Below are 23,537 nucleotides of genomic sequence, written 5' to 3' on the forward strand. Positions count from 1 at the left end.
TCGGGATTGAATTGACGCCGCGTCTGCGCCAAATAATGACGATGTCGACCTTAAGGTCTGGGCCAATCTTTGCCGGACCGATGCGTAAGAATCTAAAGTCCTGGAGCGTTCCTTGCGTGTTCCAGGATGCGTGGCGTTCAAGAAGTTCAAGTGGTGAGTGCGATGAAGACAGCCAAATTCTCGATCGGACAGGTGGTTCGGCACCGGCTGTTTCCGTTCCGCGGCGTCATTTTCGACGTCGATCCGCAATTCGCCAATACTGACGAATGGTACGAGGCGATCCCCGCTGACGTGCGGCCGCGCAAGGACCAGCCTTTCTATCATCTGCTCGCCGAGAATTCCGAAACGGAATACATCGCCTATGTGTCCGAGCAGAATTTACTCGAGGACCGGTCGGGCGAACCGGTCCGGCATCCGCAGATTGGTGAAATGTTCGACAAGAAGCCGGACGGGCGCTACGAGCCGAAGCACCAATTGAGACATTGACTTAGTCGGGATCTGGCTGGACTGGGACAGGCTTGAGACATGCTGGACCCGACAAACGGCCGGTCCAAACGAAAAAAGCGGGGTATGAGCCCCCGCTTTTTGTTTTGTTCGAAAACCCGTCGATTAGTTGGCGGCCTTGGCCTTTTCCTGCTCTTCCTTGAGCTTCTTGGCAAAATCCTGATTGTTCTTGGCGACGAACTCCTGGAGCTTCTTCTGTCGGTCCTCGATGTCCGACTGCTGCAGCGGCGGGCCGTCGAAGGCGCCGCTGAAGCCGGTCAGCGCGATCTTGATCGGGTTCGGCTGGTTCTGGAAATTGACCGAGGTCAGCGTCAGGTTCGAACCTTTCTTGAAGGACGCGACGAGCTGATCGGTCAGCGGCACTTCCGCCACGCAGCGATCCGGAAAACAGATCACATAGTCGAGCTTCTGCGCCTTGCCGCCGTCGATCTGGAGGCCGATGCCGGGAGGAACGAGACGGCCGGTCGGAACCGTCACCTGGAACACCTTGCGGTTCACCTTGCCCTTCAATTCGATCAGGCTGACGCCAGTGATGAGCTGGCCGTTGCCGGCGGTGGTGATGTTCTGGACATTGCAGATGTCGACGTCTTCCTGCTTGGTGCAGGCCTTGAACCAGCCTTGCGGAATCTGCTGTTGCTGCTGCGCGGAAGCAGCGGGAATCCCGGCGCCCAGAATGCCGACTACGCCAGCGGCCATGACCGACAGGCGGTACGCGTTGCTGTTCAGGCTCGTCATGTCGTGCATTCCTCTCAAATGATCCCGGAACCGGCTTTTTTCATGCCGTGTGGTCCAGCTACCTGTTGCCGAAATGAGGCAACAGAATGACTTCGGACGGCGTGTTACACTGCAAGCGGTGCCGAATCCAGCCCGGGTCTCGCGAATCTTGGCCGAGGGATAGGCTCAAGGGGTTGGCCGGTGCACGACCGGCTCATGTATGCTGCGCATCGAATCGGGAAGGAGACAGTCATGGGCCGCGTTGTCGTTTGGCTGATCGCCACAATGTTGTTTGTCGGCCTTTCCCTGCAGCCGGGCCTGTCGGAACCGAAGCACGCGCTTGCCATGCAGGGCGAGCCGGCGCTGCCATCCGACTACAAGCATTTCAACTATGTGAATCCCGACGCGCCGAAAGGCGGCAGCATTACCTATTGCGTCGTCTGCAGCTTCGACAATCTCAATCCGTTCATCCTGAGAAGCCTGCGCACCACCGCGCGCGGCATGATGGATCAAGCCTTTGGTAATCTTGTCTTCGAGCCGTTGATGCAGCGCAACTACGACGAGGCCTTCAGTCTCTACGGCCTGCTCGCCGATACCGCCGACATGGATCCCGAGCGCAAGAGCATCGAATTCCACCTCGATCCCAACGCCAAATGGTCGGACGGCGAGCCGGTGACGCCGGAAGACGTGTTGTTTACCTATGACGTCTTCACCGAGAAGGGCCGCCCACCTTACAGCCAGCGAATGAAAGCGATTGCCAAGCTCGAAAAGACCGGCGACCGCAGTGTGCGCTTCACCTTCAACGACAAGGCCGACCGCGAATTTCCTTTGATCATTGCGCTGACGCCGATCATCCCGAAACACGCCTTCAACAAGGACACCTTCGACAGGACGACGCTAAAGCCGGTGATCGGCAGCGGGCCTTACACGGTGGCGCAAGTCGTGCCCGGTCAGCGCATCGTGTTCAAGCGCAATCCGGACTATTGGGGCAAGGACGTGCCGTCCAAGCGCGGCTTCGACAATTACGACCAGATCACCATCGAATATTTCCTCAACGCCAACGCCAAGCAGGAAGCGTTCAAGAAAGGCATCTGCGCCATCGACGACGACAGCGACCCGGTCAAACGCGAGCGCGATCTCGACTTTCCTGCTTTCCACAGGGGCGAAATCATCGCCGAAACTTTCGATACCGGCATTCCGCCGGTGGTCAACGGTTTCCTGTTCAACACGCGGCTGCCGAAATTTTCCAATCCGGTCGTGCGGCGCGCGCTCGGCATGCTCTACGATTTCGAATGGGCCAACAAGAATCTGTTCGGCGGCAAATACACGCGCACGATGAGCTTTTGGCAGAATTCCGAGCTGTCCGCGCTCGGCCACCCGGCCAGCGAAAAGGAAAAGGCCCTGCTGGCCCCCTACCCCGGCCGCGTGCCCGCAGATGTCATGGACGGCACCTACAGGCCGCCCGTTACCGACGGCTCCGGCCAGGACCGCAAGGTGCTGAAGGCGGCATTCGAGCTGCTGAAGAGCGCGGGCTATACGGTGCAGGACGGCGCGATGCTCGATCCCGAGGGAAAGCCGTTCGGTTTCGAGATCCTGACCGCCTCGCAAGACGAAGAGCGACTTGCCGCTATCTATCAGCGCACCCTTGAGAAGCTCGGCATCGATGTCGGCATCCGCAGCCTCGACGGTGATCAGATCCAGTCGCGCAAGCAGCGTTTCGATTTCGAGGTCCTGGTCGGCTCGACCGGTTTCAACAACTCGCTGTCGCCCGGTATCGAGCAAACCGGGCGCTGGGGATCCGCTGCCGCCAAGGCCGAAGGATCGTTCAACCTCGCCGGCGTCGCCGATCCGGCGGTGGATGCGGCGATCGAGGCGATGCTGAGAGCTCGTTCGAAGGAGGACTCCGTCGCCGCCGTCCGCGTTCTCGACCGGCTGCTGATCTCCGGCAACTACATGGTGCCGACGCAGCACAACAACCAGCAATGGCTCGCTTATTGGAACTATCTGGAACATCGGCAAAAGACGCCCATATACGGTTATCAGTTGCCGACCTGGTGGCGCAAACCGAAGTGACCTCTTCACAACAGGAGATCAAGATGAACGACGAGAACTCGATTACCGTCGATGTGGTCTCCGACGTCGTGTGCCCCTGGTGCTTTATCGGCCAGAAACGGCTCGACAAGGCGATTGCCGCCGTCGATATCGACGTTCACATACGCTGGCGGCCCTTCCAACTCGACCCAACAATCCCGCCCGAAGGCAAGAACCGCCGCGACTATATGGTGGCGAAATTCGGCAGCGAGCAACGCATCCGCGAAATCCATGCCCGGATCGAACCGCTGGGCGAGGCTGAAGGCATCTCCTTCACCTTCGACGCCATCAAGGTCGCGCCCAATACGCTGGATGCGCACCGTCTCATTCGCTGGGCCGGGACGGCCGGCGAGGCCATTCAGAACCGGCTGGTGCGTCGGCTGTTCCAGCTGAATTTCGAGGAAGGCGCCAATCTCGGCGATCATGCCGTGCTGATCGAAGCCGCCCGCGAGGCCGGCATGGATGCGTCCGTGGTCGAAACGCTTCTGCCGACCGACGCCGATGTAGAGGCGGTGCGCACCGAAATCGCCACCGCTTCGCGCATGGGCATATCGGGTGTGCCGTGCTTTCTGCTTGAAGGCAAATATGCGGTGATGGGCGCCCAGGACGCCGATACGCTCGCCGATGCACTCCGCCAGGTCGCCGCGGCCAAGGCACGCGGCGAACTGGAAACGGCGAACTGAGTCGGACTATTTCACCGTCACCTTGGCCTTGCTGACGAAAAAGCCATGGCCATGCTTGCCGGTGCAGGTCAATCCCTTGGTGGATGACTGGCAGGAAAACGGGCCCTTACTCCAGCTGGCGCCGTACGCCAGGTTGGCGACGTCGCCGCAGCAGCCTTGCTCGCCCGGATTCTTGATCAGCGTCGCCTGGCCTTTCGGGCCGAGGATGACGGTGACGTAGCTGGGCTCGACGCGCGAACAGCTCAACTCCGGTCCGCCATCCTGCGGCTCGTAGGTGCTGGTGCCGCCGTTCGGCGTGTAGATGCAGCCAATATTGCCGGACGGCGTGTTGAACTCGATCTGTCCCTCGGCGTTTGCGGGAACGGTCTGGCTGCCGGCATATGTTTGCGGCAGCCAGGCAAACATCACGAGCATCGCCACAAACAATGTCCGTGCAAGCATGGCAAACTTCCCCCCGGGTCAAACCTGGATGCGTCCGGCAGGTTCGATCCGAAGCGCGTGTTTGTCAAACGCGGTTTGTGCGCGCTCTTAAAAAGGCACGGGCCAATTGATATTGATCTTCACCCTGGACTGTGTCGGCAAAGTCATTGCTTGGCCGACTACGGCGTCCTGACAAGGCGGCTTCAACCACGAATCATGCGGTCACTTTCTGGCCGCCGACGAGGCCGGACTGGCCGTGAAGGCGATTCAGGCTGTGAAGATCGACCGCTGGACGGCGCTTCTATGTTCACAAAGCTGTGTGAAGACCTTCCCTTGGGGAAGGTCTCTACTTGCTCCGGCACAGGCAAGTAACTAATTGAAATTGCGTGGGTATTCCGCCCCTCGAAGCATGACGGCATAGCGCCATGATCATTCATTCTGTTGCTCCACTGCAACGGCCGGCGAGCTAAGCCACCTGCGACTGGTGAAAAGCTAATGGAAAATGATCAATTGGTGTTACTGTCCGTAACAAAAGAAAAATCGTTTGGGCGGGATAGTGATTCGGGTCGATAGACCAACGCGACATTCAATATCGGAAAAATGGCTCCGCGGTGCCGCAAGGCAGTCGCCCCTGACGCCCGTATCGTCGATGCGCAGCTTCTGGGGACTGATGCGGGCCTACTGGTTCTCGGACAAGTGGGTCGAAGCCTGGACGCTCACCTTGGTAATAGGCTTGCTGACAGGGCTCTCCAGCAAAGCCGACGTCTGGTTTACCGTGGCGGCGGCTGAACTATATACCTCAATCGCTTTTTTTCACGACGCCGCGAATACCACGCCGCTCAAAACGTTGCTGACCAATGCCGGCCTGCTCGTGCTGCTGGTCGTGCTCAAGGACATGGGCATTACCAGTACATGCAAGTTTGTATCGGCGACATTGCATCGCAAATGGCGCGGCTGGCTAGATAGCCGCTTCAATGCGGCGCTACTCGACCCCAACCATTCACACTACCACGCCCAGCATGGCTCGTCCGGCACGGCAGCGCCCGACAACATCGACCAGCGCGTGCAGGAATCGATCAAGGACATGACAGGGGGCGCTATTGGGCTTGCCATGGGGGTATTCAGTGTCTTTACCTCGCTCTACTTTGTCGGTGGAGCTTTGTTGGCAAATTCTGTGGAGGTAAAAGGACTCGAGTTCCTCGGCAGCTACGGGAGTGTCGTGCTTGCTCTGCTGGCGGTCGCTCTCTACGTGCCGTTCAACACCTGGATCGCAGTCAAAATCGGCGGAATGCTGGAGTGGCTCAACATCAGGATGCAGAAGGCTGAAGGCAGCTATCGGGGCGAACTGATCACGTTATTGCGCCGCAGCTTTCATGTCGCGGCCTCGCAAGGCGAAGTCGTGCAGAAGACGATACATAGCCGGCTCTATCTCGACATCGATAGGACTTGGTCGAAGTTCAACATCGTCAACACCATCTATTCGGGATTCGAATCGGTCTATAACTTTGTCGGTGCCAAAATTGTCGCCTTCGGGCCTGGCCTTGTGCCGTTCATCCATAACGGCCTCGACCTCAAGGGTTACATAACAGGTTCCGAACAGGTCAACGCGCTGATCAGCAAATGTTCGTGGTTCATCCATGTCATGCCAAGTCTTGCCACGTTGCGCGCCAACAGCTTGCGCGTCATTGAATTGGCGCAGGCGATCGAAAACGTCCAGCACCCGCAGGAATTTTATCAGCAGACCGGCCGCTCCGATTTTCGCTACGACCGCCAAAACCCGGTTTTCGGCCTGACCATCCAGAAGCTCGAACTGGCGCATCAGGGCGAGGACGCAACGCCCTTCCTGAGTGCTGCAAATTTGCGCTTCCGGCGTGGCGAGTGGACTTTCCTCAAGGGCGAATCCGGCTGCGGCAAGACCTCGCTGATTAAGGCGATCAACGGGCTGTGGCCTTATGGCCGCGGTACCATCGTCTTCCCGGAAGGGGTCAGGAGTTTCTACGCCGCCCAGGAGGTGAAGCTGCAGCAGGTCTCGTTGAAGCAACTGGTCTGCCTGCCCGGTTCCGAGCATGATTACGCCGACCTGCAGGTCGCATCCGCCCTGCACAAGGCCGGCCTCGGCGATTTCATCGAGCATTTGGCCGATGAGAGTCGTGAAGGAAAGATCTGGGATCAGGTTCTCTCGGGTGGGCAGAAACAGAAGCTGGTTGTCGCCCGTATCGTGCTGCAGCAGCCGGGATTGCTGTTCCTCGATGAAGCCACCGGCGCGCTCGACCCCGATGGACGGATCGCCTTCCACCAGGCGATCAAGGACAATTGCCCTGATGCAACTGTGATCTCGATCATGCATGAGGCGACGCCGCCGAGATCGCTCGCGGGCACCGAATTCTACCACAGCGTGGTTGCGATCGCCGACGGCGTCGCCACCAAGAAGCCGCTGGTTCCGAGCTTGCCGGTAGAGCTCACCACCATCCTCACGCAGCCGACGCGGCCGGCCGAGGACAAATGGCTGCGCTTTCCCCGCCGGCTGAAGCAGAGATAGCCGCGGGCACCACTGCCGGCATCCAGCCAGCCTGCCACGTCGCCCGATCACAGTCTCGCGATCCAGTCGGTTTGCCGCCGCTTTAACCCGCTCTCGCGATTGACTCGGCAAGGCGCGCTCCTATGTTGCGCCGGCTTGCAGAATCTCAACTCGAACCCGCGAGCAGAAAGGTCACCGCGCCATGCCTGGCGACAGTCACAGTCGAACGCAACCGCCGTCCGCTTGACGTGACCTGACAGGCTCACGTCCTGCCGGACGGCAAGGAGTGAGCCATGAACGAGTTTTCCCCTGTCGCGGGCGGCGATGCCATCGCCATCGCTCGCGTACTTGCCAACGAACACGTCGCCGACATCGTCGAGGCCTTGAACCAGGAGCCCCGCGAGACGGCATCGGAGCTGCTTTGCGAAGTGCCGTTCGGGCGGCTGGTCGAGATCTTCGACCAGCCTGAACTCGACGGCGCATCCGAACTGGTCGAGGCGCTGCCCCGCATCAAGGCAGGCAGACTGCTTGCCGCCATGTCGGTCGACCGCGCCGCCGACATACTGCGCGATCTGAACGAGCCGGCTCGTTCCGAACTGCTTGGTGGCCTGGCGCCACCGCTGCGCGCGACGCTGCTTGCCATTCTCGGCTATCCCGAAGGCAGCGCCGCCTCGCTCATGACGACCGAATATGTCAGCGTGCCGCCGGACTGGAGCGTGGCCCGCACGCTGGATTACATCCGCAAGGTGGAGCGGACGCGCGAAACCGTCTACGCGATCTACATCGTCGATCCGCAAACGCATGTCCTGTTGCGCTCGACCAGCCTGCGTCGACTGATCGCTGGCGGGCCGGATCAGCTGATCATGGCGGTTGCGCCGGATCGTGCGCCTGTCACCGTTTCACCGCTGACCGATAGTGAAAAGGTTGCTCAGTTGATCTCGAAATATGATCTGCTCGCCGTTCCGGTCGTGGACAACGGCAAACTGCTCGGCATCGTTACCATCGACGATATTATCGACACGATGATCGAGGAAACGACGGAGGATGTGCATCGTTTCGGCGGCATGGAGGCTCTCGACGAGCCCTATATGAAGATGGGCTTTCTGGCGATGATCCAGAAACGCGCCGGCTGGCTGTGCGCGCTGTTTGTCAGCGAGATGCTGACCGCAAACGCGATGCAAAGTTACGAGGGCGAGCTGGAAAAGGCGATCGTGCTGACGCTATTTATTCCATTGATCATGAGCTCCGGCGGAAATTCCGGCTCGCAGGCGACCTCGCTCGTCATCCGGGCGCTGGCGCTGCGCGAGATCGGCCTTGGCGACTGGTGGCGGGTGGCATTGCGCGAGCTGCCCACCGGCCTGGTGCTTGGCTCGATTCTTGGCGTGGTCGGCGTCTGCCGCATCGCGCTCTGGCAGTATCTCGGCTTCTACGACTACGGCCCGCACTGGCCGCTGATCGCAATGACGATCGGCGCCACGCTGGTTGGCATCGTCACCTTCGGCTCGCTGTCTGGATCGATGCTGCCGTTCGCCCTGAAGCGCATGGGCTTCGACCCGGCCAGCGCATCGGCCCCGTTCGTCGCCACGCTGGTCGACGTCACCGGGCTGGTGATCTATTTTTCTGTGGCGCTGGTGATCCTGCGCGGAACGCTGCTGTAAGAAAACGCACGCACTTCCATCGCGGCAATTTCGTTGCCGCGATGGGTTGATGTCGCCTCAGACGCGCTCACCATCTCTCACCCGGTAAGTCGGCTTGTACATGGTGACGAGTTCTTCCGCGGCGGTCGGATGCACCGCCATGGTGCGATCGAAATCATCCTTGGTCAGGCCGGCCTTCAGCGGTATGCCGAGAAGCTGCGCCATTTCGCCGGCATCCGGCCCGAGGATGTGGGCGCCGAGGACCTTTTTCGAGGCGCCGTCGACGACCAGCTTCATCAGCATCTTTTCGTCGCGGCCGGAAAGTGTGTGACGCATCGGCCGGAAGGTGGCGCGGTAGATTTCGACATCCGAAAAGCGCTTTGCCGCCTCATCCTCCGACAGGCCGACCGTACCGATCTCGGGCTGCGAAAAGACTGCGGTAGCGATCGTGTCATGGTCGGGCGCCGTCGGCTTGTCCTTGAAGGCGGTCTCGACGAAGCACATCGCCTCGTGGATTGCCACCGGCGTCAATTGCACGCGATGGGTGACGTCACCGATTGCCCAGATGTTGTCGATGTTGGTGCGGGAGTATTCGTCGACGTGGATTGCCCCGGTTTTGGTCATCTCGATGCCGACGCCTTCCAGGCCCATGTTCTCGGTGTTGGGAATGCGGCCGATGGCGAGCATGACCTGGTCGACCGTCAGCACCGTGCCGCCGGTGACAAGCGCGTCGAGCCGGTCGTCAGGCCGCTTCCTGACCCACTCGGACACGGCGTGGCAGAGGATTTTTATCCCCTTCTTTTCCATCGTCTCGTGCAGCATGCGTCTGAGGTCCATGTCGAAACGGCTGAGGATCTCCTTGCCGCGGTAGACCAGCGTCGTGTCGACGCCGAGGCCGTGAAAGATGTTGGCGAATTCGACGGCGATATAGCCGCCGCCCTCGATCATGATTGCCTTCGGCAGTTCCTTGAGGTCGAAGGCCTCGTTGGAAAAGATGCAGTGCTCATGGCCGGGCAATGCCGGATGCGGCGCCGGTCGCCCGCCGGTAGCGATCAGGATCTGGTCGGCGGTAACGGTGCGATGCTCACCAAGAAGATGCACCACATGCCGATCGACCAGGGTGGCGCGCGAATGAAAGACCTCGCCGCCGGCGCCCTGCACGTTCTTCTTGTAGATGGCCTCCAGCCGGCTGATTTCGCGGTCCTTGTTGGCGACCAGCGTCTGCCAGTCGAAACGCGCCTCAGGCACCGTCCAGCCATAACCGGCGGCGTCGGCGAAATGCTCGGGGAATTGCGAGGCGTAGACATAGAGCTTCTTCGGCACGCAGCCACGGATCACGCATGTGCCGCCATAGCGGTATTCCTCGGCGATGCCGACCCGCTTGCCGAGTGCGGCCGCGACGCGCGCCGCCCTCACCCCGCCGGAGCCGCCGCCGATGACGAAAAGATCGTAGTCGTAACCGGCCATGGCTGAACTCCTTGCCCCTCAAACCCGGAGACAGGTAGGCTGCCGACTATCAAAAGAAAAGCCCGGATTTGCCGGGCTTTTGGTCCAGTGGCGGTCAGGCGGCTCGGAAGTCCGCAATCAATTCGGTGTAGCGTCCGCGGGAGCTGCGCCATCGGCCGGAGCGGTACCGTCGGCAGGTGCAGCCGGCGCCTTGGCATTCGCCGCTGCACCCAGGGTCTCGCCGACCTGCTGGGCGAGATCGCGAGCCAGGCCGTTCTGCCAGATCTCGGCAGCCTTCACCAGTTCGCGCGTCACGATCGGGCCGTTGTCGAGCAGCTTCTTGCCGGAATCGGAATTGTAGAAGGCGGCGATTTCATTGAGTTCCTTTTCCGAGAACACCTTTGCATAGGCGAGCGCCGCTTCCTTTTCCAGGTCGGCGCGGCGCGATGCCAAGGCCATCGCCTTCTCGTTGATCGTCTTGGCGATCAGTTCCTGCATGTCCGGGTTCTTCTGGATCAGCTGCTGCTCCAGTGCCGCGGCCGCTTGCGGCAGGATGCTGTCGAACGTATCCGTCGCATGGATCGCCGCAACGGCGGCGCGCGCCGCCTTCAAATGCGCATCGGTGACGTCCTGCGAAGACGCAGGCGACGAAAACGCGAAAACGGCCGAGGCCGCCAGAATGGCAAAAAAGCAGCCAACCCGGTTATGCAACATCATGATCGGTAAAACTCCCTGATTTTCGGGCGGCATGGACGGTTTGGATGCCGTCGCCGCCGGCTATGATGGCCGTTGATGCCAGCCCGATGAAAAGACCATGCTCGACCACGCCCGGAATGGCGTGGAGAGCATTCGAAAGCGCTCTTGTATCCGGAATGCGGCCAAAAGATGCATCGAGGATAAAATGGCCGCCGTCTGTAACAAATGGCTGGCTCCCCGTCATCCTCAATGTAACAGGGCCGGAAAGGCCAAGGTTTGCGGCCGCCGCGCCGACCGCAATTTCGGTGGCGCGCAGGCCAAACCGGTTGACTTCGATGGGCAGCGGAAAACGGCCGATCATCTCGACCATCTTGGAGCTGTCGGCGATGACGATCATGCGGGCGGAGGCCGCCGCGACGATCTTTTCGCGCAGCAGCGCGCCGCCGCCGCCCTTGACCAATGTCAGCGCCGGATCGATCTCGTCGGCGCCGTCGATGGTGAGATCGAGCTCGGGGGTTTCCTCGAGGGTGGACAGCGGCACACCAAGCTCGGTGCAAAGGACGGCGGTGCGCTCCGAGGTCGGAACGCCGATGACAGTCAGGCCGGTGGCGACCTTGTCGGCGAGCAGCCGCACGAACTCATCCGCCGTCGTGCCGGTGCCGATGCCGAGCCGCATGCCATCCGTGACATGGGCAAGCGCTGCCCGCGCGGCCTCAACCTTCAATTGCCTCGCATCCATGCCGGGTCCCGAGATTTGTTTCAGCGCTCGTAGCATTTTTGCCGGGCTGGTCAAAGGACCTTGCCCGCGCTGGATAAGCCGTCTTGCCTGAACGGGCCGCAGCGGTTATCGCCTGCCGGCAATCAAATTGTCACAGGACAGGCCATGACCCGACCGATCATCGTGTTCGACCTCGACGGGACGCTGATCGACACGGCGCCGGACCTGCTCGACAGTCTCAACCACAGCCTTGCCGCCAGCCAGCTCGCGGCCGTCGACGAAGCCGGCTTCAAGCGCTTCGTCGGCCATGGCGGCCGGGTGATGATCGAACGCGCTCACGCAGCGCAGCACAGATCGCTGGCAGTCGAGGAGCACGACCGCCTGCTCAAGCTGTTTCTGGACCATTACACCGTTAACATCCCCGGCAAGTCGCGCCCCTACCCCGGCGTCCCCGAGACGATCGCACGGTTCGAGGCAGCCGGTTACCTGCTGGCCATCTGCACCAATAAATACGAGGCCAATTCGGTGGCGCTGATCGAGGCGCTCGGCATGACCAGGCATTTCGCGGCTATCTGCGGTCAGGATAGTTTTCCGTTCCGCAAGCCCGACCCGCGCCATCTCACGCAGACCATCGCGCGCGCCGGCGGCGACCCGCACCGTGCACTGATGGTCGGTGATTCGCAGACCGACATCGACACGGCGAAAGCCGCCGGGATTCCGGTAGTGGCAGTCGATTTCGGCTACACCGACCGCCATGTGCGAGAGTTCGAACCGTCGGCGGTAATCTCGCATTTCGATTCGCTGACGCTCGATCTGGTACAAGGACTGATGGCCGCCGCAGAAGGCTGAAAGCTGCCCATCGGGCGGACCGCCAAATGCCGACCGACAAGTGGTTGACTTAGCAGGCCGGCCTCCCTTATATCGCGGCGCGCTTGGCCTTCGGGCAACGAGCGGGCGATTAGCTCAGCGGGAGAGCACACCCTTCACACGGGTGGGGTCGCAGGTTCAATCCCTGCATCGCCCACCATTTGCTTTCCTGAATCAATTCAAGCCAAGCCAGAGCGGCTAGCAGCTGCAGGTAGCCCCCCTCGCCGCCAAAATTCTTTTGGGCGAAATTCAAAGCGCTGCCTCTCGTATAGCTCTGGAACTGGCAAACGTTGGAGCCGGCCCGCACCTTCATCTGCTCGATATCCCAGAATGAAACCTCGATGCGGTCGTCGGCGCAATAGACCGTATAGCGTTCAGGTTCTAGCGCCTCGGCTTTCTGGACAGGCATCGAAATGGCCGGAATGGAAAATATGAAAAGTACAAATATGATGGCATGACGCATTTGCATGTAAAACCCCGAATGACCACCGGCACTATTACGGCCGCGATGTTGAGGCGACGCATCATGATTTTAAGCAGTCGCCGTGTTCTTTCGGCAGCCATAAATCAGGTACGGACGGCGCCTCCTTGTAGCGCAACGGTCCGCTATCCCGGAACAAACCTGCATAGAAACGAGTTTCTGCTGATCGAGATGTGAGGGAAAGCCATGTCCAGACTTGTTTTGGCGGCCGCCGTGCTGCTTGTCGGCGGATCGGCCTTTGCCGCGGACGAAAATCCGGTGCCGCCGCAGAATGCCAAGAAGCTGTCGGAAATCATCGCCAAGGTCGAGCAGCGCGACGACTTCCGCTACATCAAGGAAATCGATTGGGACAGCGATGGCTACACCGTCATTTATTACACGAGCGACAAGGCGAAAGTCGAAATCACCTACGATCCGGTGACAGCCGCGCCGAAATGAAGCTGGGCGCCAACGGTCCAGATTCTAAAAAATGGCGCGCCTCGAAGGCCCCCGGCCTTCGGCAGACGCTTGCGTAGATATGACTTTGATGGCTGACTGAGTGCTATCATTGCGCGCGGGGTGGGCATGGCGACGGTAAAGCACGTATTGAAACGCTTTCTGATGATGCTCGCGGGTTATTTCATAGCGGTACTGGTTGGGCTGATCGCGGTGGCGGCGATCTATGGCGGGCTGAGTTCGCTGCCAAATGCGCCGAATTATTTCGACGTCATGGGTGTCACCCCCGTTGCGGTGCTGCTGTTGCCGCCGCTCGGCATGTTCATCTATTTTCTGACGATCGTGCTGACCGGCCTGCAGACGCTGATCTTCGCACTGATTGCCGAGTTTTTCTCGCTGCGCAGTTTTTGGCTGCACATGGTCTTCGGCGCGGCGGCCGCGGTTGGCGGCTTCGCCTTGATCTGGCCGAGTGTACCGGATGACACGAACCCGGAGCGCTGGGCCGATATCGGCATCATTGCCGCCGCAGGCGTTGTCGCGGGCTTGGTCTATTGGCTCATCGCCGGACGCGATGCCGGTTTCCGGCGTCCATTGTTTCAGCGCTAGAACCGCATTCGTCAGCTTGCCGGCGAACGCACCGCTTCCGTGCTGTCGAGCGCCTGCTGCAGCCTTGTATCGCGGCCGTAGACGTCGTTGAAGTATTCGACCTTGCCGGACAGGTCCGGCCATGCGGTGAAATAGGCGACATAGACCGGGATCTTGCGTGTCACGTCCTCGGTCGAATGTCCGTGTTTCAGTTTGTCCTCGATGTAGTCGACCGAGGTGCCGAGCACGGCAGCGGCCATGCCGCGCGGATCCTGCAAGCGAACGCAGCCATGGCTGAGCGCACGCATGTCGCGCTGGAAAAACGACTTCTGCGGCGTATCGTGCATGTAGATGGCATGCTTGTTGGGGAACAGTATCTTCAGCTCGCCCAGCGCATTGGCCTCGCTCGGCAGCTGGCGCACGCCGTAAGGTATCTTTGCGCCGTAGGCGCCCCAATTGACCGAGGACGAGGGAATGCGCTTGCCGCGGGCATTGACCACCTCGTAGCCGGCGCGGTCGAGATAGCCAGGATCCCGGCGCAGCCGCGGCAGCATCTCGTTGACCAGGATCGACTGCGGCACGCCCCAATAGGGATGGAAGTCGACCTGCTCTATCTGGTCATAGAAGAAAGCAGTCTGGTTGGTGGGCCTGCCAACCACGGCGCGGGTCTTCAGCTTCTCCTCGCCATCATCGATATAGCTCGCGGTGAAAGCCGGCTGGTTGATGAAGACGCGCGGGCTGCCAAGGTCGGAAGGCAACCAGCGCAACTCTTCTAGCGCAACCCGAACCTTCTGAATTTTGTCGGCCTTGGACGTTCCGGCCAACGATGCAACGGTACGCGGGCCGATGACGCCGTCGCCTTTCATGCCGGCCCGTTTCTGCACCGCCTTGATCACCGGCACCAGCTCCGGATCGTAGACCTCGCTGGTAGCGAGCCTCGCCAGGACCTCGCCATAGGCGCCGCCCATCTCGTCATCGAGATTGCGCGCGATCTTTGTCAAAAGCTTCGGCAGCTCGGGGCTGGTCTGCCCCGGCTTCAACAGCAGATTGGGATCGATGGTGATTTCGTCTTCGGCGCTGGCCTGGAGCGCTTCCAGTTCGACGCGCAGCGCCTGATACTCGGAATTCTGTGGATGCCGTGACTCGAGATAAGTGCGCACTTGCTGGGTATGGGCCAGCGTCTTCAGCACCCCTTCCATGTCGAGCGGCTTCGGCGGAAAATCGTAGTAGCCGGTCATGCGGTTGGGATCGACGCGGCCGCTTTGTGCGTCACGGGCGTAGCGCAGGACACGCGCCGACAGCGCCATCTCGAAGCGGACCAGCTCTTTCAGGCGTTCATCGACATTGCCCGCCGATGTGCCTGCTGCCGGAACTTCGACGGTGTAGTCGGCGGGCGTCAGGCCGTAGCTCGCGGCCTCGCCCAGCACCCGCACGGCATCCTGGGCACGGCTGCTGGGACTGGTTCCCGTCACCCAGATGAAATCCGGATTGGCCGAGTAATAGGCGATCAGCGCCTTGGCGATGTCCTTCTCGGCGTAGAGGTCATAGCCGTCGAGGCCGGCAATGGCTTCGCGGAATGCAGCCCCGGTGGCCGCCGGCTCGAAAGCAGCGTCCTGAGGCGTTGCTGGTTCAGGCGCTGCCGACAGTGCCGAAAAATCGACGCGCACCAGCGGATCGCTCTTGTAGGTATAATAGGACGGGCCGCTGATTTGCGCACCACCACCGCCCCCACCACCGGAAGCGGCCGGCGCCTTGGGCTTCGGCTTGTATTTTGACGGTGGCGGCGGAAAGTTACCTTTCGGTGGTGCGTGTTTGACGCCGCCGCCGAAAAGCATGTCGAAGAACCCTTGCGCTTCAGCCTTCGGCGCCCCGAAGGCCAGCATTGCCGCGGCCACCGCAAACGGCAGCACGGTTGCTTTGTTTCCAAGGAGTTTCATGGATCACCCGCTCCGGTTGAACCGGATCCCGTTCCGCACCGCTTTCACGGTCTCGCCCACCGCATGGCGGATGTAAGGCGTGACTACACTGATTCATACTGATTTCGTTAAGCTTCCATAAATTTCGGAACGTCTGTTGCAGAACGGTTTCACAAGATCGTGACGGGTCGAGCCAATCCGCCATCGACCCCGATCAATGGTAGTGCCCGTGAGCCAAGCCTCAAGCGTTGGCGCCGCCGTCGATGGTCAATGCCGCGCCTGTCACGAAGCGTCCTTCGGGACCGGCAAGCCAGGCGACCATGCCGGCGATCTCGTCGGCCGTGCCGAAGCGAGGCATCGCCATCTTCTGGCGCTGATGCTCGGCGTGCGGGGCGGCTGCCGGATTCATGTCGGTATCGGTCGACCCCGGATGGACGACATTGGCGGTGATGCCGCGCGGACCGAGATCGCGTGCAAAGGCCTTGGTCAGGCCAACCAAGGCAGCCTTGCTGGCCGAATAGGCGCTCAGGCCGGCGTCGGTGGCACGCTCGGCCAGATTGCTGCCGATCGAGATGATCCGGCCACCCTCGCCCATATGCGCTGCTGCCGCCTTGGCGGCGACGAACGGGGCTCTGAGGTTGACCTCCATTGTCTCATCGAAATCGGCAAGCGACAGGGCATCGATCGGCGCAGCGCGCCAGATGCCGGCGCTGTTGACGAGGATGTCGAGCCGTCCGAAGGCTTTTGCCGCCTCATCGACTGCCGCCTCGATCGCCCCAGCATCGCGATTGTCGGCCTTGATGGCAAAGGCCCGGCCGCCGGCCGCCTCGATTTCCCTGACCACCGCACGCGCCCCTTCCTCGCCATTCACATAGGTGATCGCCACGCCTGCGCCGTCGGCCGCGAGCCTTCTTGCGATCGCCGCACCAATGCCGCGGCTGCCGCCGGTGACGAGGGCGGCCTTGCCGTTCAAGCTTCTGGATGACACCTGCTTCTCCATTTTGTAGTGATTGATACATAAATATCTGCCAGCCTTGCTGAACCACGTCAACCGAATTATGTATCGATCAATACAGAAAGGATGCCATGCCGGAACGAGGCCGCCCCCGCACCTTCGATCGAGCCGCCGCCTTGCGGCGCGCAATGGAAGTGTTTTGGGCCAAGGGTTATGAGGGCGCGTCGATAAGCGACCTGACCGCTGCAATGTACATCAACTCACCCAGCCTCTATGCCGCCTTCAGCAGCAAGGAAGCGCTGTTTCTCGAGGCAACCGAGCTTTACACGCGGGTCGAGGGAACCGAGATCTGGGCCGCGCTGGAAAAGGCGCCGACCGCGCGCCAGGCGGTCGAGCGGTTCCTGCGGCAGACGGCCAGGGCCTATTCACAGACCGGTCGCCCGCAAGGCTGCCTTATCGCGCTCGGCGCTTTGCACCAGGATTCAAGCCGCGGCGCCATCTGCGATGATCTGCGCCGTCGCCGCGCCGAAAACCGCGAAGCCTTGCTGAGACGCCTCGAGAGTGGCGTGGCCGAGGGAGAGTTGCCGGCCGATTTCGACTGCGGTACGGCCGCGACCTTCTACGCGACCGTGCAGCACGGCATGTCGATCCAGGCGCGCGACGGCGCGTCGCGCTCGGCTCTTCTGGCGACGGTGGCCGGGGCGATGGCAGCTTGGATAGCGATGGCCAGCACCGGGGCGGCGTGACGGTCGAAACCGGCTGACAAGAACGATATTCAGGTCACTGCAGAGACGGCTCCAGTCTGCCGGCAACGAAGCCAACGGCACGCTCCGCCACACCCCTGTCGGCGAGAATGCGGCGGTGGCCGAGCCCGTCGGCCCAGTAAAGCCGCACATGGTCGCCGGCGCGCGCGTAGAGCCTTGCATGCTCGGCGGACACTTCGCGGTCGTTCGGCGCGTGGATCACCAGCGTCGGCAGCGGCGTGCTTGCGAGCTGGCGGTCACCGGTGAACTCGTGCAACGGCCGGCCGGCGATGCGCTCGACCCGGTCGGCCATGGCGGCCTGCGAGCGCGAGCCGACATTCAGCATGCGGCTGAAATCAGCGAAGATCGCCGGCAGCGAGCTCGGCGCGGCGATAAGCACCAGCCGCCCGGCCGCCAATCGCGGGATGTTCCTGATCGAACCGGCGACGGCGTTGGCGGCAACGGCACCACCAAAGGAATGGCCGACAATGGCCGCGAACGGGCCGAACCATTCGCCGGCAACCCGTGCCGCATCGACCGCACTGACCAGGGTAAGCCGGCGGCCCTGCGACTGGCCGTGGCCCGGCAGATCGAGCGAGACCACCTTGTAGCCGGCATCGCGATAGGCTTCGATCAGCGCGCGCATGTATTCGGTGCGCGAACGCCAACCATGGATGACGAGCACGGTGCCGGCAGTCGCCCTGCCCGGCTCGGGCCGGAATTCATGCACCATGACGCAGCCGGTTCTGGTCTTTAGCCGGTGATGGCGTGCCTGGGTCATGAAATCGGCGGCGCGATCAATTGCGCTGCGCTCGCCTTTGCTCAAGCTCTTCTCGTGCGGCGTGCGGCAGAACAGCTCGAATGCAGCACGCCCGGTGAGTCGCGGTGCCACATGCTCAGCCACGCCGAACGTGCCGCGGATGACCTTCAGTCCAAATGATGCCATAGTGGCGATCCATTCATTGGTTCAAGCATGAACATAATAGTTCAAACATGAACATTAAGCAAGACCTGCCCTGGGACAACCCGCGTTTTCGCAACTGGGTCGCGGTGGCGCGCGCCTGCCATGTGGTGGAACGCACCCTGGCGGTGAAGCTTGCGCCGCTCGACCTGAAGCCGGCGCAGCTCGACGTGCTGATGAACCTCTACCGTCATCCCGGCATGTCGCAGCACGACCTTGCTCGTCGGCTGCTGGTCGGCCGCTCCAACATCACTATGCTTTTGCCTCAGCTGGAGGCCCGTGGCCTGCTGCGCCGCGAGGGCGACGAGAAGGACAAGCGCGTGCTGAGGCTGACGTTGACAGAGGCCGGCGAGGCACTGCTGATGCAGGCGCTGAAGGTCCATATGGCGCTGATCGAGAAGGCGATGAGCCAGTCGACGCCGGAACAATGTGACATGATCGGCGAACAGATGCGTAGGATTGCCGAGGTTTTGAAGACCGCCTGACAGCCCAGTGCTCCACCACCAAATGCTTCACCACATCGATTTTTTCGCGCGCTCGGGCCATTCCTTGTCGTAGACCTCGCCGTCAATGTTCTTGCGGCTGGTGATTTCCAGGATTTGGCCGGGAGTCGGCAGCGATCTCGGGTCGACATGCCTTGCCGGATTCCACAGTTCCGATCGGTGGATGGCGCGGGCGCACTGGAAATAAACCGCATCGATCTCGATGATCGTCACCGAGCGCGCCGGCTTGCCCTCGACGGCGAACGAGGCGCAGAGCCCGGTATCGGTGGTGATGTGGGCGCGGCCATTGACGCGCAGCGTCGTGCCGGAACCCGGCACCAGGAACAGGAGCGCGACGCGCGGATCGCGAAGGATGTTCCTTAGCGAATCGGCACGGTTGTTGCCGCGCCGGTCCGGCATCATCAGCGTTTTCGGATCATGGATGCGGACGAACCCGGCGAGATCGCCGCGCGGCGAGCAGTCCAGCCCTTCTGGCCCGCAGGTTGCGAGCGCGGCAAACGGCGAAGCCTCGATGATAGCTGCGTATTCGCGAATCAGCTGGTCGAGTTCCTTGACCACCGACGCCTCGCCGGGCAGGCCATAGAGCGCTTCAAGCTGTTCGATGCTGGTGATCATGGACATGTTTTCGTCTCCAAAGCTTTGCCGGCGCTACTCCAGATGGATGACGTTTTCACGACAAGTGCCCGTTTGCCGGTCATCAGGAAACGGGTGTCGAGGCAACGCAAACAAGGGCAAACCGCTTTACCTGCATGATCGTGCCAATGGATACGGAGGTCAAAAATGGATAAACCGCTCGACCGGCGACGCACCGCCATGGAACTTATTGAAAACATGTTCAATGTTGAAATGCGTTTCCTGCAATCAGGGTCGGAGAGCCTTGATGTGCTTGCCGGCGCATTTCATGCCGAGATTGTCGTGCATGAGCCGCGCTCCCTGCCCTATGCCGGTGACTGGAACGGCCTCGACGGCGTTGGCGCCCTTTTCCGCAAAATGCGGGAAATCTGGAGCGACGTGGCGGTGGAGGACCTTCAGGTCGCCCAAAACGATGACACGGTGTTCATGAGCTGCTCGCTTTCGCTGACATCGCGGGCCAATGGTGCAACCATCAAACAGCCGTTTGCCGAAGTCTTGCGCTTCAAGGATGATCGGCTGATCGAAGGTACGCCGTTTTATCACGACACCAGCGAGATACTGGCAATCCTGCGTTGACCTGAGAGTCCTGCGGGATCCATTCAACGGTCGCGGCTCAGCCCCTTCTCTTCCAGTTCGGCGAGATAGGCGGCCCAGCGTGCATCCTTCTCATGACCCAGCGTATGCAGGTAATTCCAGGTGAAGATGCCGGTATCATGGAAATCGTCGAAGGTGATGCGCACGGCATAATTGCCGACCGGCTCGATCTTCAGAATCGTTACATTGCGCTTGCCGGGAACGGTGACGCGCTGTTCGGGCGAATGGCCCTGCACCTCGGCCGATGGCGAGGCGACGCGCAGCAGCTCGGCCGACAATTCGAACGGCTGATGGCCCGGAAAGGTGACGGAAAGCAGCTTGCGGTCCTTCGAGACCCTGAGTTCTTTTGGCGCTGTCATGCTGATGGATCCTGCGGAATACCACCCTTCCCTACGCCGCTTCGCGTCGAGGGAACAGGCCGTTTCAGAACTTCCGACATGATCTGTCGGCGTCGGAATGTTACCGATGATCGCGAGCTTCTATCTTGAATGCCAAGTTGGCTCGTATCACATAGCCATATATAACGAAGCCGTTCACGCCCACGGGAAGCGCACAAGCATGGATATGATCGATCCTTTCGGTCGCACGATCACCTACCTGCGCGTGTCGGTCACCGACCGCTGCGATTTCCGCTGCACCTATTGCATGGCCGAGGACATGACGTTCCTGCCGAAGAAGGACCTGCTGTCGCTGGAAGAGCTCGACCGGCTCTGCACGGTCTTCATCGAAAAGGGTGTGCGCAAGCTCCGCCTCACCGGCGGTGAGCCGCTTGTGCGCAAGAACATCATGCACCTGGTACGCCAGCTTTCGCGGCATCTCGAGAGTGGTGCACTGGAAGAGCTGACGCTGACCACCAACGGATCGCAGCTTTCCCGCTTTGCCACCGAGCTCGCCGACTGCGGCGTCAAGCGCATTAACGTCTCGCTCGATACCCTCGATGCCGACAAATTCCGCCAGATCACCCGCTGGGGCAATCTGGACAAGGTCATGGACGGCATCGACGCCGCGCAGGCGGCCGGGCTGAAGGTAAAGCTCAACGCCGTGGCGTTGAAGGACTTCAATGACGCCGAATTGCCGGAAATGCTGCGCTGGGCGCATGGCCGCGGCATGGATCTGACGGTCATCGAAACCATGCCGATGGGCGAGATCGACGCCGACCGCACCGACCAGTATTTGCCGCTGTCGCTGCTGCGCGCGGCTCTCGAACGCCAGTTCACGCTAAGCGACATTCCCTACAAGACCGGTGGCCCGGCCCGCTATGTCCAAGTCGCCGAGACCGGCGGACGGCTGGGCTTCATCACGCCGATGACGCATAATTTCTGCGAAAGCTGCAACCGGGTCCGGCTGACCTGCACCGGCACCCTTTACATGTGCCTCGGCCAGGAAGATGCCGCCGACCTGCGCGCGCCGCTGCGTGCGTCGGAAGGCAACGAGCTGGTCGCCGATGCCATCGACGAAGCAATCGGCCGCAAGCCCAAAGGCCACGACTTCATCATCGATCGCCGCACCAACCGTCCGTCGGTGTCGCGGCATATGAGCGTCACCGGCGGCTGATTTTTCGCCGATTTCGTGCAAGAATAATCGCCTTGGTATCGGCGCGAGGCAAAGCGTGCAGCGGTTTTTTGCAGTCCTGACGTTTTTCGGAGTGATGGCGGGGACCACGGCAGTTGCCGCGCCATTTACCTACACGAACGAGCGCTTCGGTACCATCTGCACCTTTCCGGATGAAATCTTCACTCTTCGCCAGCCTGAGCCGGACAATGGCGATGGACAACAATGGCTCACTGCCGATGGCGCCAGCCTGATCTGTTCGGGTATCCTCAACATCGATGATGACACCCCGACAGCCTTCGTCTCCGCCGAGAGGGCCAGCAAGGAACCTGGCTACAGGATCACCTACAGCAAGACCGGCAAGGACTGGGCGGTGCTGTCGGGCATCAAAGGCGGGAACATCTTCTATGAACACCGCCTGTTCGGAAAAGACGGTGTCATCCGCACGGTCTGGATCGACTACCCGCCAGCCCTGAAATCGAAATACGACCCGCTCGTCGATGCGATCGCCGGCAGCCTCAGGGGACCGTGAGCATCCGGCGACGTCAGAACTTATTGGCAGCCTATTGTTTTTGCTAGCGAGTCACGGTTGTTGGCGCGTGTAGTCATATCGTACGGCAAGCCATTTTTTGCCGCTGCCATTGGCCTGGAGGAAATGTTGCTCGGCCACTTCGAGATTGTCGCCGTCCCTGGAAATGACGAAATCGGAGGCCGTGAACCGCCCTTCGACCTCCGGGCCGAAGCCGACGAAACCAAGCGGCTGGAACAGCAGTGAAATCTTGCCGTCCTCCTCGCCACCAAAACTCCAGGCGGGCATGATCCCTGCCGGGAAACGGGTGTCCATGGAGACATACTTCCAGCGGCCCTCCACCCGGTCATAGCTCAAATAGGCTATCCGCTGGAAGTCCGGCATTTTCGACCCGGGCGCCGGGCGCATCACCTCCTGCATGAAGGGACCGATCATCGTGCGCTCGGCCACCAGCCCCGTCATCACGATCGGCTGGGCGCCGGGCGTTGGCCAGATCGTGTTGACGACGGACCATTTCCCGACGCGGCGAGCGAGCTCATCCGCTTCGTGACCCGGCGTGGACATCCGTTCGACTGCCGACGCCGAAGCGCCGTTCTCGGCGAACGCAGGCGCTATCGCCATGAGGATAACCGCCAGGGCAGAGGAGAACCGGAAAGCCGACGAAACATGCCGCCTGCTGCCTGTGCCAAGCCAGTCCGCATTGCCTCGTGCATTCATCATGGACCATCTCCCCAACACGATCAGAAGCTTACAATGACCAATTTGGTGAATCTTGCCGAGCAAATTTGATCTCGTCGAAAAATTCTCCTCGAGCCGCAGTGTGACAAATTTGCCCTCCGAACCCATCCTTTAGAACGGCACCTTTTTTGGGGTCACACCCAGAAAAGGTCTTGTCCGCAAACGGTCACCGGATTTACCGCAAGCCCATTCGGGCCTAGCCTCTGCTCTGGAGCGGTTCTTCGCCCAGTGGGGGAATACGATATGCGCAAACTCATTCTTTCTCTTGCATTGCTCAGCCTCGCGGCCCTGCCCGCGGCGGCTCAGTCGATCGGCGGCACCTATGCCGTGGCCGGCACCAATTTCGATGGGTCGTCCTATGGTGGCGACGCGACGATCACGCTGACCAGCGAGACGACCTGCACGATCCATTGGGAGACAGGCGGCTCGTCCTCGGACGGTATCTGCATGCGCAACGACGATGCCTTCTCCGCCGGCTATGTCATGGGCAAGGCGGTCGGTCTAGTCGTCTACAAGGTGCAGGAAGACGGCTCGCTGCATGGCCTGTGGACGATTGCCGGCAAGGAAGGCAACGGCACCGAGGTACTGACGCCCAAATAAGCCCTGCCGCTCTTGCGCG

General features: G+C 61.0%; 25 protein-coding genes and 1 tRNA gene. 15 read left to right on the plus strand and 11 right to left on the minus strand.

Annotated features, from left to right (window positions below):
• Positions 1–162: 162 nt before the first annotated feature.
• Entirely contained in the window at positions 163–486 is a 324-nt protein-coding gene (gene hspQ, locus NKI67_RS17055; RefSeq protein ID WP_023675043.1) for a heat shock protein HspQ, read from the plus strand.
• A 123-nt stretch (positions 487–609) separates the two neighbouring features.
• Here the strand turns inward: hspQ and NKI67_RS17060 are convergent, their stop codons facing one another.
• Positions 610–1,239 (minus strand): invasion associated locus B family protein, encoded by a 630-nt coding sequence (locus NKI67_RS17060; RefSeq protein WP_023675042.1) that lies wholly within the window; start codon positions 1,237–1,239, stop codon positions 610–612.
• Between the two features lie 231 nt (positions 1,240–1,470).
• Between NKI67_RS17060 and NKI67_RS17065 the strand changes: the two genes are divergently transcribed.
• The gene (locus NKI67_RS17065) at positions 1,471–3,291 is read left to right on the plus strand and encodes an extracellular solute-binding protein (RefSeq protein WP_352646076.1); all 1,821 of its coding nucleotides are present in this window, start codon (positions 1,471–1,473) and stop codon (positions 3,289–3,291) included.
• Between the two features lie 23 nt (positions 3,292–3,314).
• The gene (locus NKI67_RS17070; RefSeq protein WP_352646078.1) at positions 3,315–3,992 is read left to right on the plus strand and encodes a DsbA family oxidoreductase; all 678 of its coding nucleotides are present in this window, start codon (positions 3,315–3,317) and stop codon (positions 3,990–3,992) included.
• A 6-nt stretch (positions 3,993–3,998) separates the two neighbouring features.
• On the opposite strand, the gene NKI67_RS17075 is transcribed toward NKI67_RS17070, so the two are convergent.
• Positions 3,999–4,433 carry a hypothetical protein gene (locus NKI67_RS17075; protein WP_352456760.1) on the minus strand — a complete coding sequence of 145 codons (435 nt, stop codon included), beginning with the start codon at positions 4,431–4,433 and terminating at the stop codon, positions 3,999–4,001.
• A 628-nt stretch (positions 4,434–5,061) separates the two neighbouring features.
• On the opposite strand from NKI67_RS17075, the gene NKI67_RS17080 reads away from it, so the two are divergent.
• Together NKI67_RS17080 and mgtE are read left to right on the plus strand one after the other, a co-directional pair.
• On the plus strand, positions 5,062–6,951 hold the full coding sequence (locus NKI67_RS17080; RefSeq protein ID WP_352456759.1) for an ABC transporter ATP-binding protein/permease: 1,890 nt from the start codon (positions 5,062–5,064) through the stop codon (positions 6,949–6,951).
• Between the two features lie 272 nt (positions 6,952–7,223).
• Positions 7,224–8,588: a magnesium transporter gene (mgtE, locus tag NKI67_RS17085; RefSeq protein ID WP_352568632.1), complete on the plus strand. Its 1,365-nt coding sequence runs from the start codon at positions 7,224–7,226 to the stop codon at positions 8,586–8,588.
• A 57-nt stretch (positions 8,589–8,645) separates the two neighbouring features.
• Here the strand turns inward: mgtE and gor are convergent, their stop codons facing one another.
• From gor to rpiA, 3 genes are all read right to left on the minus strand, one after another.
• The gene (gor, locus tag NKI67_RS17090) at positions 8,646–10,034 is read right to left on the minus strand and encodes a glutathione-disulfide reductase (protein WP_352646081.1); all 1,389 of its coding nucleotides are present in this window, start codon (positions 10,032–10,034) and stop codon (positions 8,646–8,648) included.
• A gap of 117 nt (positions 10,035–10,151) precedes the next feature.
• Positions 10,152–10,730: a DUF2059 domain-containing protein gene (locus NKI67_RS17095; RefSeq protein ID WP_352646083.1), complete on the minus strand. Its 579-nt coding sequence runs from the start codon at positions 10,728–10,730 to the stop codon at positions 10,152–10,154.
• Positions 10,717–11,448, minus strand: coding sequence for a ribose-5-phosphate isomerase RpiA (rpiA, locus tag NKI67_RS17100; RefSeq protein WP_352456755.1), 732 nt, complete (start codon positions 11,446–11,448; stop codon positions 10,717–10,719). The genes NKI67_RS17095 and rpiA overlap by 14 nt, the downstream gene beginning before the upstream one ends.
• 144 nt (positions 11,449–11,592) lie before the next feature.
• Between rpiA and NKI67_RS17105 the strand changes: the two genes are divergently transcribed.
• The 4 genes from NKI67_RS17105 (at position 11,593) to NKI67_RS17120 (ending at position 13,816) form a co-directional block, all read left to right on the plus strand.
• Complete coding sequence (locus tag NKI67_RS17105) at positions 11,593–12,276, plus strand: phosphoglycolate phosphatase (protein ID WP_352593585.1); 684 nt, start codon at positions 11,593–11,595, stop codon at positions 12,274–12,276.
• Positions 12,277–12,379: 103 nt separating this feature from the next.
• A tRNA-Val gene (locus tag NKI67_RS17110) sits at positions 12,380–12,454 on the plus strand.
• Between the two features lie 507 nt (positions 12,455–12,961).
• Positions 12,962–13,213, plus strand: a complete 252-nt coding sequence (locus NKI67_RS17115; RefSeq protein WP_023675031.1) for a PepSY domain-containing protein — start codon at positions 12,962–12,964, stop codon at positions 13,211–13,213.
• Positions 13,214–13,339: 126 nt separating this feature from the next.
• Positions 13,340–13,816 carry a hypothetical protein gene (locus NKI67_RS17120; RefSeq protein WP_352448896.1) on the plus strand — a complete coding sequence of 159 codons (477 nt, stop codon included), beginning with the start codon at positions 13,340–13,342 and terminating at the stop codon, positions 13,814–13,816.
• 11 nt (positions 13,817–13,827) lie between these two features.
• On the opposite strand, the gene NKI67_RS17125 is transcribed toward NKI67_RS17120, so the two are convergent.
• Together NKI67_RS17125 and NKI67_RS17130 are read right to left on the minus strand one after the other, a co-directional pair.
• Positions 13,828–15,732: a L,D-transpeptidase family protein gene (locus tag NKI67_RS17125; protein ID WP_352646085.1), complete on the minus strand. Its 1,905-nt coding sequence runs from the start codon at positions 15,730–15,732 to the stop codon at positions 13,828–13,830.
• 220 nt (positions 15,733–15,952) lie between these two features.
• Entirely contained in the window at positions 15,953–16,699 is a 747-nt protein-coding gene (locus tag NKI67_RS17130) for a 3-oxoacyl-ACP reductase family protein (protein WP_352646087.1), read from the minus strand.
• A gap of 98 nt (positions 16,700–16,797) precedes the next feature.
• Between NKI67_RS17130 and NKI67_RS17135 the strand changes: the two genes are divergently transcribed.
• On the plus strand, positions 16,798–17,412 hold the full coding sequence (locus tag NKI67_RS17135) for a TetR/AcrR family transcriptional regulator (protein WP_352646089.1): 615 nt from the start codon (positions 16,798–16,800) through the stop codon (positions 17,410–17,412).
• 34 nt (positions 17,413–17,446) lie between these two features.
• Here NKI67_RS17135 and NKI67_RS17140 read toward each other — a convergent pair whose 3' ends face one another.
• Complete coding sequence (locus tag NKI67_RS17140) at positions 17,447–18,355, minus strand: alpha/beta hydrolase (protein WP_023675026.1); 909 nt, start codon at positions 18,353–18,355, stop codon at positions 17,447–17,449.
• Between the two features lie 47 nt (positions 18,356–18,402).
• Between NKI67_RS17140 and NKI67_RS17145 the strand changes: the two genes are divergently transcribed.
• Positions 18,403–18,855 carry a MarR family winged helix-turn-helix transcriptional regulator gene (locus NKI67_RS17145; RefSeq protein ID WP_023675025.1) on the plus strand — a complete coding sequence of 151 codons (453 nt, stop codon included), beginning with the start codon at positions 18,403–18,405 and terminating at the stop codon, positions 18,853–18,855.
• 27 nt (positions 18,856–18,882) lie between these two features.
• On the opposite strand, the gene NKI67_RS17150 is transcribed toward NKI67_RS17145, so the two are convergent.
• Positions 18,883–19,494, minus strand: coding sequence for a pyridoxamine 5'-phosphate oxidase family protein (locus NKI67_RS17150; protein WP_023675024.1), 612 nt, complete (start codon positions 19,492–19,494; stop codon positions 18,883–18,885).
• 159 nt (positions 19,495–19,653) lie between these two features.
• Here NKI67_RS17150 and NKI67_RS17155 point away from each other — a divergent pair, with 159 nt between their 5' ends.
• Entirely contained in the window at positions 19,654–20,082 is a 429-nt protein-coding gene (locus tag NKI67_RS17155; protein WP_023675023.1) for a nuclear transport factor 2 family protein, read from the plus strand.
• 23 nt (positions 20,083–20,105) lie between these two features.
• On the opposite strand, the gene NKI67_RS17160 is transcribed toward NKI67_RS17155, so the two are convergent.
• Positions 20,106–20,459, minus strand: a complete 354-nt coding sequence (locus tag NKI67_RS17160; protein ID WP_023675022.1) for a gamma-butyrobetaine hydroxylase family protein — start codon at positions 20,457–20,459, stop codon at positions 20,106–20,108.
• 199 nt (positions 20,460–20,658) lie between these two features.
• On the opposite strand from NKI67_RS17160, the gene moaA reads away from it, so the two are divergent.
• Both moaA and NKI67_RS17170 read left to right on the plus strand, forming a co-directional pair.
• Positions 20,659–21,654, plus strand: a complete 996-nt coding sequence (gene moaA / locus NKI67_RS17165) for a GTP 3',8-cyclase MoaA (RefSeq protein WP_031211306.1) — start codon at positions 20,659–20,661, stop codon at positions 21,652–21,654.
• 55 nt (positions 21,655–21,709) lie between these two features.
• Positions 21,710–22,183 carry a hypothetical protein gene (locus NKI67_RS17170; protein ID WP_352646091.1) on the plus strand — a complete coding sequence of 158 codons (474 nt, stop codon included), beginning with the start codon at positions 21,710–21,712 and terminating at the stop codon, positions 22,181–22,183.
• A gap of 51 nt (positions 22,184–22,234) precedes the next feature.
• On the opposite strand, the gene NKI67_RS17175 is transcribed toward NKI67_RS17170, so the two are convergent.
• Positions 22,235–22,963 carry a hypothetical protein gene (locus NKI67_RS17175; protein ID WP_352646093.1) on the minus strand — a complete coding sequence of 243 codons (729 nt, stop codon included), beginning with the start codon at positions 22,961–22,963 and terminating at the stop codon, positions 22,235–22,237.
• A gap of 198 nt (positions 22,964–23,161) precedes the next feature.
• Between NKI67_RS17175 and NKI67_RS17180 the strand changes: the two genes are divergently transcribed.
• Positions 23,162–23,518, plus strand: coding sequence for a hypothetical protein (locus NKI67_RS17180; protein WP_023675018.1), 357 nt, complete (start codon positions 23,162–23,164; stop codon positions 23,516–23,518).
• Positions 23,519–23,537 lie beyond the last annotated feature (19 nt).

The organism is Mesorhizobium sp. M0408 (assembly GCF_040321495.1).
Lineage (GTDB): Bacteria > Pseudomonadota > Alphaproteobacteria > Rhizobiales > Rhizobiaceae > Mesorhizobium.